We start from the raw sequence: 12,739 nt of genomic DNA, 5'->3' as shown, positions 1-12,739 counted from the left end.
TGCCGGAGTGATAGGATTGAACCGGTTTTACTGGCCGGTTGGAACTGCGTTGTTGGCCGGAGCCGGTGTCGCTGGTGCCGGAGTGGCAGGCGTCGTAGCCGGAGCCGTACCCGTGGCAGGCGCAGCGCCTGTAGCCGGAGCAGCAGCGCCATTCGTCGAGGGAACGCCGTTCTGTGCCGGAGCCGCAGGCGTGCCAGACGATGGACCGAGCGTATCCAGAATGCCGTTACCCTGCCCTTGTGTGGCGGGAATACGGTCCAGAATATCGGTGGGACGCGATTCGTAGCGGGTCAGAAGACCAAGACCGAGGGACGTTGCGAAGAACAGCGCCGCGAGGATGGCCGTGGTGCGCGTCAGGGCATTTGCCGTACCGCGTGCGGACATGAAGCCCGAACCACCGCCAATACCAAGGCCACCGCCTTCGGAACGCTGGATCAGAACCACGCCGACAAGCGCCAGCACGATCATGAGATGAATAACAATCAGTACGTTCTGCATGACAATCCATTCCATGCCCCGTTGGGAGCACAATGAAGAAGTTTGCGGCTCTTTACATGAGGCGAAAGCGTATTCCAAGCCCCTGTAACACGAAAGAAGCGATCAAGCCGTCAATTGCTCGTATGCCGCATAGATGGAGAGAAAATCGGATGCTTTCAAGCTGGCCCCGCCGATCAGTGCGCCGTCGACATTCTCGACGCCCATCAGTTCCAGCGCGTTGCCGGGCTTGACCGAGCCTCCATAGAGAATGCGCATACCCTTGCCTTCCGCACCGAAGCGTTTGACCAGCTCATCGCGCATGAAGGCGTGTGCTTCCCGCACATCCTGCGTCGTTGGCGTCAGCCCGGTGCCGATGGCCCAGACGGGTTCGTAGGCGATGACGGTATCTGCCGCAGTCGCCTCATCCGGCAGGGAACCAGCCAACTGACGCTTGAGAATATCCAGCGTCTGGCCCGCCTTGCGCTCATCCGCCGTTTCACCAATGCAGACGATGGCAACGAGGTCTGCGGCGTGTGCCGCCGAGGCCTTGACGCGAACGAGGTGGTCGGTTTCGGCGTGATCCGTACGACGCTCGGAATGGCCAACGATGACGTGGGTGCCGAAGCAATCGGCAATCATCTCGGCGGAGATATCGCCGGTGTGAGCACCGGATGCGTTCTGATGGCAATCCTGCGCGCCGATCAACAGCGGGCTGTCATCGCACAGCGCGGTTGCCACGTAGAGCAGCGTGGAGGGCGGGCAGATCAGTGCATCGATTTTTTCGGACAGCGCCCCTTTGACACCTTCGGCCATCGCCTTGATCTGATCGAGCGACTCGCGCGTTCCGTTCATCTTCCAGTTTCCAGCGACGAGCGGGCGAACATCAGGGGTCATAAGCGATCCATTCCTCTTAACTAACATGGCGCCGGGATAGACCGGACGCCGGTAACGGCAGATACAGGCTAAGTCTTAAAGGCTAGCGAGATCATTTGGTACAAAAAAGAAAGGTTTCGGTTCAAAACTTTGGTCAAAATCGTCGCATTTTGTCGATTTTCGATCAGCCAACCGCTTCTTTTATGCTCAACGTGATATCAGGTAGTTCAACACGGCCCGCCAATCCGTCATGCGTACCGGAGTACCGTGCGTTCCGCCTTTATACAGCGTGAACCGCACCGGCTGCCCGGCTTTCAGCAAAGAGCGGAACATCGTGGATTGCTGCTCTGCCGAATAGACCCTGTCTTCGCTGCCATGGGTGAACCAGACTGGCTCCTTCGCTTTCACGTAAGCGCTTTTCGGAAAATCAGGATCGACCGCGCCACCCAAAATGGCCATGCCTTTCAGGTCGGATACCGCTTTCTGGTCACGGCTGATGCCATAGCAAATGAAGCTTCCCATGGAGGCGCACGCTAGGATGACGGGACGCCCACCGGATTTCGCTTTCGCATCGGCAATCAGGGCTGCAATATCGGCGACGCCCTTCTCATCGAAGCTTTTCACGCTCGGTGCGTAATAGGTGCCGCCATTGGCGACGGCGAGGTTCTTCAGCCGGTTGAAATTGCCGCCGAACGTATAGTCGTTCATGCCCAGTCTGCGGTCTCCGCCCCGACCGTGAATGAAGATGACCGTGAACGCCTGCCCGCTGGCCGCACCCACGCGGCCAACATCCAGCGCCCTGCCCCCGACCGAAAGTGTTTCCAGCTCCTGGAACTTCTTCGGTGCGAGATCGACATATTGTCGCTTCACACGGCGTTCCGGCGTTTCGTCGCGCCCGTTGATGTCGCGCATTTCCTGATAATCGATGATTTCAGATGCACCGTTATCGCCGGTGGAAAGCACCGTCTGGCTGGAAAACAGCTCATCCTTGAAAGGTTTCAATGGCCCGGCGGTGCCTTGCGCCGAGGCTGGCACGACGGCAACAGACAGGCAAAAAAGAGTACAAAAGGTGAAGATAGCTGTGGACATGCCTTGAGGAACCCGTTCAATTCAGCCAGAACACTTGCCATCCGAGCAAGCGCGGCGCAATCCTTGGACGACGCGAAAACCGATCATCCGTGCTTGAGTAGCAAATGGGCGTTGCCATTACTGGCACATCATAAGCCTGCTCGCATGGCCAAATTCTGATTGAACTGGGCACAATGGACGATAGCAACGATCTCTTTTCAAGCCAAACCGCATCGAAGCCACAGGAGCCGGACATGGCTGTAGCCAAACCTGCGCCTGCGGTGAAAGCCGTTGCCAGCGTGTCTAAGCCTGCGCTGGTAACCACCTCCTCCGAGCAGGAATATGGCGCATCCTCCATTCGCGTGCTGGAAGGGCTCGAGCCCGTGCGCATGCGCCCCGGCATGTATATTGGCGGCACGGATGAAAAAGCGCTGCACCATCTGTTTGCCGAAGTCATAGATAACTCGATGGACGAGGCAGTCGCAGGCCACGCCAATTTCATCGAAGTGCATCTCGATGCCGAAGGCTTTCTGACCGTCAGCGATAATGGTCGCGGTATTCCTGTGGAAAACCATCCGCAGGTGCCGGGCAAATCCACGCTCGAAGTCATCATGACCAAGCTGCATGCGGGCGGCAAGTTCGATGGCAAGGCCTATGAGACCTCGGGCGGCCTGCACGGCGTCGGCGTCTCCGTCGTCAATGCCCTGTCAGACCTGCTCGAAGTGGAAGTGGCCCGAAACCGCAAGCTCTATCGCCAGCGCTTTTCGCGCGGCATTCCCATGGGTGGGCTTGAGGAACTGGGCGATGTGCACAATCGTCGTGGTACGCGTGTGCGTTTCCACCCCGATCCGCAAATCTTCGGAGATCACGCAAAGTTCGAACCGGCACGCATTTTCCGCATGGCGCGTTCGAAAGCCTATCTGTTCGGCGGCGTCGAGATACGATGGAGCTGCGATCCCGGCATGGTGCCACCGGATGGTGACATCCCGGAAAAGGCCGTGTTCCACTTCCCCGGTGGTTTGAAGGATTATCTGGCGGCCACGCTCGGCAAGGACTTCACCGTCACGCGGGAAATCTTCGCCGGAAAGACGGAAAAGACTGGTGGCCACGGCGCCATGGAATGGGCGGTCACCTGGTACGGTGGCGATGCGCAACTGCATTCCTATTGTAACACTATTCCCACGCCTGAAGGCGGCACGCACGAAGCCGGGCTTCGCATCGCGCTGACCAAGGGCCTGAAGAATTACGCTGAACTGACGCAGAACAAGCGCGCCCGCGAAATCACAACCGATGACGTGATGATTTCCGCCGTCGGCATGCTCTCGGTCTTCATCCGTGAGCCGGAATTCGTCGGCCAGACCAAGGACAAGCTTGCGACCGTCGAAGCGCAGCGTATCGTTGAAAACGCGCTGCGCGATCCGTTTGACCATTATCTCGCAGGCAACCCCAACGAAGCGGCCAAGCTGCTGGACTGGGTTATCGAACGCTGCGAAGAACGTCTTCGCCGCCGCAAGGAAAAAGAAGTCAACCGCAAGACCGCCGTGCGCAAGCTGCGCCTGCCCGGCAAGCTGGCGGATTGTTCGCAGAACACGGCTGAGGGTGCCGAACTTTTCATCGTAGAAGGCGATTCGGCTGGCGGTTCGGCCAAGCAGGCGCGCAACCGCGCCAATCAGGCCATCCTGCCGCTACGCGGTAAAATCCTCAACGTCGGCAGTGCCAGCCGCGAAAAGCTGTCTGCCAACCAGCAGATCGCCGATCTCATTCAGGCGCTGGGTTGCGGCACGCGCACAAAGTATCGCGACGAGGATTTGCGCTATGAGCGCATCGTCATCATGACCGATGCCGACGTCGATGGCGCACACATCGCCTCGCTGCTGATCACCTTCTTCTATCAGGAAATGCCGGAACTCATTCGCGGCAGCCATCTCTATCTCGCCGTACCGCCGCTTTACGTCATCCGCCAGGGTGCAAAAACGGTCTATGCCCGTGACGACGCGCACCGCGCCGAACTGATGGAAACCGTCTTCAAGGGCAAAAAGGTCGAAATCGGCCGCTTCAAAGGCCTTGGTGAAATGATGCCCGCGCAGCTGAAGGAAACCACCATGGACCCCTCCAAGCGCACGCTACTGCGCGTGGAAATCGATGACGTGGATTTCGAAGGCACCCGCGAAGCCGTCGACAATCTCATGGGCACCAAACCGGATGCACGCTTCCGGTTCATTCAGGATCGCTCAGCATTTGCGGAAAATCTGGATATCTGAAGGTAACGGTAGTGGATAGGACTGGCGTGAATTTATGACAGGGGAAGCTTCAAATTTGCTTCCCCGATTTAATTATATTGCTTTTCACTTAATCAAATCGTATATACAATATGGAAATCGAATTCGATATTGACAAGGATGAGATCAACTTTGACAAGCACGGGATTTCGCTGTCACGTGCAGCCGACCTCGATATTCTCGCCTTCCTTGAGGATGATCGTAATAAATATGGCGAAGTTAGATACCGCGCGTGGGGCCTGATCGATGACGTACCCCATTGTCTTGCTTTCACCCATCGTAACGGGCGGCTACGCGCTATCAGTCTGCGCCGAGCGCACAAGAAGGAATATGACCGTTATGTCAAACAAAACAGTCATTGATGTCGACAACCCGGAATGGACCGACGCAGATTTCGGGCGTGCGAAACCAACCTCGCAACTGCCAAGTGATATCGCCACGTTTTTCCCCAAGACACGCGGCCGACAAAAGACCCCAACGAAAGTTGCGCTCTCCATTCGCTTGAGCCCGGAGGTGGTTGAGCACTATAAGGCAACAGGTCCCGGCTGGCAGGCGCGTATTGACGAGGTGCTGAAGAAAGCCGCAGGTCTTGATCAGGCTTAGGCTTCCCATCCCAGCCATCGGTCGACACATAGCCGATATGCGTCATCGCCTTTGATTTTTTGCCTTTCATGGCTGGAAATCACGCGCCACCATGTTATTTAAGAACAAACGAAGCAGCGGCCTTGAACCGCGTGTGAAAGGAAATGGCCATGAGCGGCATTCACGACATGATCGACGGCGAAGTGAAGGGCAACGATATCGTGCTCTTTCTGAAAGGCACACCGCAGTTTCCGCAGTGTGGTTTTTCCGGGCAGGTCGTACAGATTCTCGATTACCTGGGCGTGGAATACAAGGGCATCAACGTTCTTGCAGATGCCGATCTGCGTCAGGGCATCAAGGATTATTCCAACTGGCCGACCATTCCGCAGCTCTACATCAAGGGCGAATTTCTTGGCGGCTGCGACATCGTGAGAGAGATGTTCCAGTCGGGCGAGCTTCAGGAACAACTTCAGGAACAGGGTATCAGCGTCCGCGCGGCGTGATTCCGGCCGGGATACCCCGGCCCCCCTACTTTTAAAAACCTGCCCAGGCGTTGCCCCAAGCGACGCCTTTGCCGTTCTTTTGGGACAAATTCCGTGACAAATCTTTCACAATCCGGTCCGGCTCGCACCATTGCCATGGGGCGTACGGAATTCATCGCGCTTGCTGCAGCGCTGATGGCGCTCAACGCGCTTGCCATCGACATCATGTTGCCGGGCTTGCAGGAAATCGGCGCATCGCTGGGTGTCGACAACGAAAACCATCGCCAATATGTCATCTCGGCCTATCTGATCGGCTTTGGTATCTCGCAGCTGTTTTACGGGCCAATTTCAGACCGTTTCGGGCGTCGCAAGCCGATGCTGTTCGGTCTTGCCATCTACATCGTATCGTCCATCGCTGTCGTCTTCGTACCGTCCTTTGCCGGGCTGTTGATTTTGCGTTTCATTCAGGGCATTGGCTCTGCCGCCACGCGTGTCATCACGGTCTCCATCGTCCGCGATATCTATGGCGGTCGCCAGATGGCGGAAGTCATGTCGTTGATCATGATGGTGTTCATGGTCGTGCCGGTCATTGCGCCGGGAACCGGGCAGATCGTGCTGTTCTTCGGCGACTGGCATCTCATTTTCGGTTTCATGGCCGCGATTGCCGTCATCGTCACCGTCTGGATGTATCTGCGTCTGCCGGAAACATTGCATCCAGAAGACGTGCGCCTTCTCACCGTCTCCTCCGTCATCAACGGCTTCAAGATCGTCCTCACCAACCGGGTTGCGCTTTGCTACACCATCGCCAGCACGATTATCTTTGGTGCCCTGTTCGGTTTCATCAACTCGGCGGAGCAGGTCTATAAGGGCATCTATGGTCTGGGTGCGTGGTTTGCTGCGGCCTTCGCAGGCGTTGCTCTGTTCATGGCGCTGTCGTCATTTCTCAACTCGCGGCTTGTTGGACGTTTCGGCATGCGAAAGCTTTCGCATGGCTCACTGATCGGCTTCATCGTCATCACCTTCGTGTGGCTGCTGGCGCAAATCTTCGGCCCGCAGCCGATGCCTTTCTTGTTCTTCATCCTGCTGTTTGCGCTGTCGATGTTCCAATTCGGCCTCATCGGCTCGAACTTCAACTCGCTGGCGATGGAGCCGCTCGGCCATGTGGCCGGAACAGCGTCGTCGGTCATCGGCTTCATGAGCACGATCGGCGGTTCGCTGATTGGTGCTGCTATCGGTCAGGCCTTCAACGGCACGGCCTTGCCCATGGTCGCAGGCTTCTTCGTCGTATCGGTTATCGGCCTTGTCTTCGTGCTGATCGGAGAAAAAGGCGTTCTGTTTCAACCGCAGAACCCGCCGACTCATTGAGGTATCTCCAAAAACAAAGGCGCGGATGGTGACATCCGCGCCTTTCTGTTTTCATCGAAAACAGTTTAAACGGTGAAGATTTTCTCGCGCAGCAGTTCCCAGGTTTCCTGATCGGGCGCCAGCAAAAGTCCGCCTTCAACGTGATGCGGCAGATAGGGCGAGCCATCGAAACGCGCAGCGTATGCGCCCGCTTCCTGCGAAATCAGCGTGCCTGCCAAATGGTCCCACGGCATCAGCTTGTTGTACATCAGGAAGTGCATATGGCCGCCTGCAAAGATGCGATATTCGTGGGCGGCACAGCGATAGCTGGTGAACAGGCGCACATCCGCCAGATTGCCCAGCAGGCGACGGCGAACATCACCCTCGAAGTAGCCGGTGTTCGCAATGCCGATCATCTGCGATAGTTCGGGCGCCGGTACGACGCTCATCTGAGACTGCGATCCGTCAGCGCTGCACATCCAGGCACCGCTTCCCTTTTCCGCAATGGTCCAGTCGTTGCCCATGGGATCGTAGATAATGCCTGCGACCGTCTCACCCTTGGAGATCACGCTCAACATCACACCGAACAGCGGCAGACCGGATGCGAAGTTGAATGTGCCATCGATGGGGTCGACCACCACGGCCAGATCGGCGTCGCCGAGCTTGCCCAGCAGTGCAGGATCTGCGGCCACTGCTTCCTCGCCGACGAACAGCGCGTCCGGCATGACTTCGGCTACGCGGGCGCGGATCAGGCGCTCTGCCGCCTCGTCGGCTTCCGTCACGAGGTCGATGGCCTCGGTCTTCACCCGCACGTCATCCTCGCCCAGATTGCGAAACCTTGGCAGTATTTCCACGGCTGCGGCTTCCTGCAAGGCGTTGGCCAGAGATGCGATGTCGAGTTCCACGGTCATGTTTAGTCCTTCCTCAGTGTCGAATTACAGGCCGACGATTTCGCGGCGAAGCATTTTCCAGCTTTCCTTGTCGGGCGCAGATAAGATGCCGCCGGTCAGATCGCCGGGTCGATAGGGCGTGCCATCGAATTTGGCCGTGTAACCGCCCGCTTCCTGATGCGTCAGCACACCGGCCAGATGGTCCCACGGCATCAGTTTTTCATGGCCGATGAAGTGCAGCTTGCCGGTGGAAACCAGCCAGTATTCGTGGGCCGAACAATTCAGCGAAAGCGCCATCTTTGCTTTGGTCATATTGGCGGCGATGATCGGGCGGCGCTCTTCGAAGCTGTGGCCCCAGGAGAATATGCCCACCATCTGCGAGAGATCAACCGCATCGGCCACGCACAGTTTCGCCTCGCTGCCATTCTTGCGTTTGAGCGTCGCGCCTGCGCCTTTGACGGAAACAATCGTGTCACCCATCACGGGATCATGGATGATGCCCGCAACCGTCTCACCCTTGATGGTGACGGCCAGCAAGGTACCGAAGGCCGGAAAGCCGGAGGCGTAATTAAATGTACCGTCGATGGGATCGATCACGAAAGCAAGCTCTGCCGTGGAGAGCGCCGGAATGACAGAGTGATCGGCGTCATAGGCTTCTTCACCCACGATATGCGCCTTGGGGAAACGGTCCAGCAGTGCGGCGGTGATGCGCTTTTCGGCCAGAATGTCGGCCTCCGTCACCAGATCGACAACCGAGGTCTTCTGGGAAATATCGGATGCGCTGAGATTGCGGAAGCGCGGAAGAATTTCGGTCACGCCTGCCTCAGCAACCGTGGCCACGAGGAAATCAAGATCGGTATCGGAAAGGGTCATGAAGGATTTCTTTGAAAAGATGGGAGAGAGGCTTCACGACCTATTCTCCTAGCATGACGGATCAGTGACAGTGAGCGCGGAGAAATCGAAAAGCTTGGTATCCAGCAAATGCGACGGATTGACGTGCGCCATCGCGCGCAGCATCACATCTTTCCGGCCCGGCATTCGTCGCTCGATATCGGCCAGCATGTCCTTCATGGCGTTGCGCTGAAGGCCGTCCTGAGAGCCGCAGAGATCACACGGAATGATCGGGAATTCCATGGCTGAGGCAAATTTCGCCATGTCGTCTTCGGCGCAATAGGCCAGCGGACGCAGCACCATCAGGTCGCCTTCGTCATTCATCAGCTTTGGCGGCATGGCGGCCAGCCGCCCGCCATGGAAGAAGTTCATGAAGAAGGTTTCGAGAATGTCTTCGCGGTGGTGTCCTAGAAGAAGCGCGTCGCAGCTTTCCTCGCGGGCGATGCGGTAAAGGTTGCCACGACGCAGCCGCGAACAGAGCGAGCAATAGGTGCCGCCCGCCGGCACCTTTTCCTTCACGATGGAATAGGTGTCGCGATATTCGATGCGATGCGGCATGCCGATCTTCGTCAGATAGTCCGGCAGGATGTGCTTGGGAAAATTCGGCTGGCCCTGATCGAGATTGCAGGCAATCAGCTCGACCGGCAGAAGGCCACGCCACTTCAAATCCAAGAGCAGCGCCAGCAGACCGTAGCTGTCCTTGCCGCCGGAAAGGCCCACCAGCCAGCGCTTCTGGCCTTTCAGCATATCGAAATCGTCAAAGGCCTGGCGCACATTGCGCAACAGCCGCTTGCGCAGCTTGTTGAAGGACACGGAGCGCGGCGCATTGGCAAACAGCGGATGCGCGCCACCCTGCTCGTCAGGCTCGACGCCTTCTGGCATGTCATCGATATCTGCGGCAATGTTCATGGCAATCTCGCTCGTTCCTGAACGCGCGTCAGCGCTCGGCTTCAGGGAATGCCCGCATATGCCGGGAAGATCAAGCCCCGAATACGGACCAGCCCATTTCGTTTGCCAGCATTTCCAGCGCTTCCGAACCCAGTGCCGAGTTACCGACCTCGTTCAGGCCGGGAGACCAGACGGCGACGGAGGCCTTGCCGGGTGCCACCACCAGAATGCCGCCACCTACTCCACTCTTGCCCGGCAGACCGACATGATAGGCGAAATCGCCCGAGCCGTCGTAGTGACCGCAGGTCAGCATCAGGGCATTGATACGCCGCGCCCGGCGATCGGAGACCACCGAATGGCCGGTAATCGGGTTGCGACCGCGATTGGCCAGAAACAGCCCTGCCCGCGCCAACTGCACGCAATTCATCGATATGGCGCACTGGTGGAAATAGACCCCCAGCGTGTGCTCAACCGGATGATGCAGATTGCCGAAGCTGCGCATGAAATTGGCCAGCGCAAAATTTCGATAGCCAGTCGCCTGCTCGGATTGCGCCACCTTGTTGTCGATGGAAATGGTTTCGTCATCGGCGAGATAGCGGATGAAGCGCAGCAATTCGCCAATCGCCTCACGCGGCTGGTGCCCGGCCAGCACCATATCCGTCACCACGATGGCGCCGGCATTGACGAAGGGATTTCTTGGTATACCGGATTCCCGCTCCAACTGGACGATGGAGTTGAAAGCGGAACCGGACGGCTCACGCCCCACGCGTTTCCACACGCTTTCGCCGGTCTTGCCAAGCGCCAGCGTCAGCATGAAGACCTTGGAAATACTCTGAATGGAAAATTGCGTCTGTGCATTGCCCGCCACGAAAGTTTCGCCTTCGACGGTCGTGACGGCCATGCCGAACTGTTTGGGATCGATCTTGGCCAACTCGGGAATATAGTCGGCAACTTTCCCCTCGCCCAGCCGCGACTGCATGATGTCGTAGATGGAATCGATAACCGGCTGAATGTTTTGCATGGCCCATTCCCTGATAAAGAAAAAGCGCCCGTGAAGGCGCTTTTAAAAGAGTATCTGCGTGCCTTAGATCGAAGACGCCCTTGCCTTAGTCGTCGCGTCGAAGGCCTTCATGACATAGCTGTCGCGGTCATAGACGTCGTCGAAATACTGCACTTTACCGTCCTTGTCGGGCCAGGCTGTGAAGTAGGCGACGTAAACCGGAATTTTCGTCGGGACCTGCACGGCGCGGTTCTGACCGGCGGCAATCTGCTTGTTGACGTTATCGAGCGTGGTGCCGAGCACTGCTGCTGCCATGCGGCGCGGATCGACCAGACGAATGCAGCCGTGGCTGAGTGCACGCATATCGCGGTTGAAGAAGCTCTTCGACGGCGTGTCATGCATGTAGATGGCATGCGCATTCGGGAACAGGATCTTCAGATCGCCCAGCGCATTGTCGCTGCTTGGCGGCTGACGAACGGAAACGGCGTTGGTGGAGCCATACCAGTTGACACTGGAGGACGATACCGCGCGACCGTTGACGGAAACTTCGTAACCGAGGCGATCCAGATAGGATGGATCGTTACGCAGCTTCGGCAGCATCTCGTTGATGATGATCGACTGCGGAACGCCCCAGTAAGGGTTGAATTCCACCGTCTGAATTTCGTCCTGGAAGAAGTAGGTCTGGTTCGATTTGGAACCGACAACCACCTTCATGCCGAAGTCTTCGACGCCTTCATTGTGGTAATACGCCATGAAAGCAGGCTGGTTGATGAAGACGAAACGGTCGCCCAGATTGGCTGGCAACCAGCGTACCTGCTCCATCGCAACTTCAAGCTTGGCGATCTTGGCTTCGTTGCTGTCGCCGGTCATTGCGCGCACGGTGGCGCGACCGATGACGCCGTCAGCCTTCAGGCCGTTCTCACTTTGGAACGCCTTGACGAGATCGACCAGTTCTGGTGTGTATTCCGGTGTCTGCTGATAGCCGGTCAGCGTCGACGCATGGCCACTTTTCAGCGACGCAGAAGAACGATGCTCGATGGCCTTTACGACGGTTGCCATCTCCGGATTGTTTTCACCGGGCTTGAGAACGAGGTTTGCAGGCACGACAACCTTGTGGGTCGCGTCCTTGTCTTCATTGCGCAGCTTGGCAAGCTCGGACTTGAGCGCCTGATATTCCGGGTTGGAAGGCTCGCGGCTGCGCAGATAGGCGGCAACGTCCGGGCTCAGACCCGCAAGTTTCAGAACCGGCGCGAGATTGACCGTCTTGCGCTTGAAATCATGATAGCCGGACAGCTTGTTCGGATCGATGCGACCGCGCGCCGTGTCCTGAACGTAGGCCAGAACCTTGGCCGAAAGCGCCAGTTCAAACTGCATCATGGCAGGCGAAATCGTCTGCCCTTCGTTGAGCGCAACGGTTTGTACGGAGGCCTGCGGCTCTGCGGTAATGCTGGCCGTCACATCCTGCGAGGGTGCGGAGATGCTGTAATCGGCGGGGTTCAGACCGCTTTCGCCGACAGTCTCGAAAAAAGCGAGAACGGCGCTGGCGCGCGCGCTCAGATCGCCATTTTCAACCCACAGCGGCTGGCTGCCTGCGCTGTAATAGCCTTCCAGCGCCTTGGCGATTTCAGGTGTGGCGGAGAATTTCACACCGGCAAGGCCTGCGGGAAACTTCGAGGTGTCGACGGTACGGGTGGCGTCTGCCTTGTATGTGTAATAGCGCGGGCCCGATACGCGCGGCAGCGGTTCGGGATCGACATCGCGCTGCGCGGACGTGCTGCGCTCGGTCACACCCGGCAAACCACGGTCCTGGCGTTCACGCTCGACCTTGCCCGGTCCACCGCGAAGAAGGTCCATCAGCGTTACGGCGCCCGCCGTGCCCGGCAAGGCCGCCGAAACGGAAAGACCGAGAGCCAGTATCAACGCCGTCGATGTTTTTCCTGAAGTGATTTGCAATTTAGTCCTCGC

Annotated in this window: 13 protein-coding genes; 5 read left to right on the top strand and 8 right to left on the bottom strand. The window is 57.8% G+C overall.

Annotation, left to right across the window (positions count from 1 at the left end; all coding sequences use genetic code 11):
- Positions 1-27: 27 nt before the first annotated feature.
- The 3 genes from secG to ASF29_RS04920 all read right to left on the bottom strand — a co-directional run bounded on the left by secG (position 28) and on the right by ASF29_RS04920 (position 2,439).
- Positions 28-498 (bottom strand): preprotein translocase subunit SecG, encoded by a 471-nt coding sequence (secG, locus tag ASF29_RS04930; protein ID WP_062449380.1) that lies wholly within the window; start codon positions 496-498, stop codon positions 28-30.
- A 102-nt stretch (positions 499-600) separates the two neighbouring features.
- Positions 601-1,371, bottom strand: a complete 771-nt coding sequence (tpiA, locus tag ASF29_RS04925; RefSeq protein WP_062449149.1) for a triose-phosphate isomerase — start codon at positions 1,369-1,371, stop codon at positions 601-603.
- 186 nt (positions 1,372-1,557) lie between these two features.
- Entirely contained in the window at positions 1,558-2,439 is an 882-nt protein-coding gene (locus tag ASF29_RS04920) for a dienelactone hydrolase family protein (RefSeq protein WP_062449147.1), read from the bottom strand.
- A gap of 173 nt (positions 2,440-2,612) precedes the next feature.
- Here ASF29_RS04920 and parE point away from each other — a divergent pair, with 173 nt between their 5' ends.
- From parE to ASF29_RS04900, 5 genes are all read left to right on the top strand, one after another.
- On the top strand, positions 2,613-4,679 hold the full coding sequence (parE, locus tag ASF29_RS04915) for a DNA topoisomerase IV subunit B (protein ID WP_062449145.1): 2,067 nt from the start codon (positions 2,613-2,615) through the stop codon (positions 4,677-4,679).
- 110 nt (positions 4,680-4,789) lie between these two features.
- Positions 4,790-5,059, top strand: coding sequence for a BrnT family toxin (locus ASF29_RS23805; RefSeq protein WP_082453386.1), 270 nt, complete (start codon positions 4,790-4,792; stop codon positions 5,057-5,059).
- Complete coding sequence (locus tag ASF29_RS04910) at positions 5,037-5,300, top strand: BrnA antitoxin family protein (RefSeq protein ID WP_244473491.1); 264 nt, start codon at positions 5,037-5,039, stop codon at positions 5,298-5,300. Before ASF29_RS23805 ends, ASF29_RS04910 begins: the two co-directional genes overlap by 23 nt.
- 149 nt (positions 5,301-5,449) lie before the next feature.
- Positions 5,450-5,782 carry a Grx4 family monothiol glutaredoxin gene (gene grxD, locus ASF29_RS04905; protein ID WP_045230640.1) on the top strand — a complete coding sequence of 111 codons (333 nt, stop codon included), beginning with the start codon at positions 5,450-5,452 and terminating at the stop codon, positions 5,780-5,782.
- Between the two features lie 135 nt (positions 5,783-5,917).
- A complete protein-coding gene (locus ASF29_RS04900) occupies positions 5,918-7,126 on the top strand; it encodes a multidrug effflux MFS transporter (RefSeq protein WP_062449378.1) in 1,209 nt (402 codons plus the stop codon).
- Positions 7,127-7,191: 65 nt separating this feature from the next.
- On the opposite strand, the gene ASF29_RS04895 is transcribed toward ASF29_RS04900, so the two are convergent.
- The 5 genes from ASF29_RS04895 to ASF29_RS04875 form a co-directional block, all read right to left on the bottom strand.
- On the bottom strand, positions 7,192-8,016 hold the full coding sequence (locus ASF29_RS04895) for an inositol monophosphatase family protein (RefSeq protein WP_062449141.1): 825 nt from the start codon (positions 8,014-8,016) through the stop codon (positions 7,192-7,194).
- 24 nt (positions 8,017-8,040) lie between these two features.
- On the bottom strand, positions 8,041-8,868 hold the full coding sequence (locus tag ASF29_RS04890) for an inositol monophosphatase (RefSeq protein WP_062449139.1): 828 nt from the start codon (positions 8,866-8,868) through the stop codon (positions 8,041-8,043).
- Positions 8,869-8,916: 48 nt separating this feature from the next.
- Entirely contained in the window at positions 8,917-9,795 is an 879-nt protein-coding gene (ttcA, locus tag ASF29_RS04885; protein WP_062449138.1) for a tRNA 2-thiocytidine(32) synthetase TtcA, read from the bottom strand.
- 70 nt (positions 9,796-9,865) lie between these two features.
- Complete coding sequence (locus tag ASF29_RS04880; RefSeq protein ID WP_062449136.1) at positions 9,866-10,795, bottom strand: glutaminase; 930 nt, start codon at positions 10,793-10,795, stop codon at positions 9,866-9,868.
- A gap of 63 nt (positions 10,796-10,858) precedes the next feature.
- Positions 10,859-12,691 carry a murein L,D-transpeptidase gene (locus ASF29_RS04875; RefSeq protein ID WP_062449376.1) on the bottom strand — a complete coding sequence of 611 codons (1,833 nt, stop codon included), beginning with the start codon at positions 12,689-12,691 and terminating at the stop codon, positions 10,859-10,861.
- Positions 12,692-12,739 lie beyond the last annotated feature (48 nt).

Source organism: Rhizobium sp. Leaf262 (genome assembly GCF_001422245.1).
Lineage (GTDB): Bacteria > Pseudomonadota > Alphaproteobacteria > Rhizobiales > Rhizobiaceae > Agrobacterium.
This window is presented reverse-complemented; position numbering and strand designations above follow the sequence as displayed.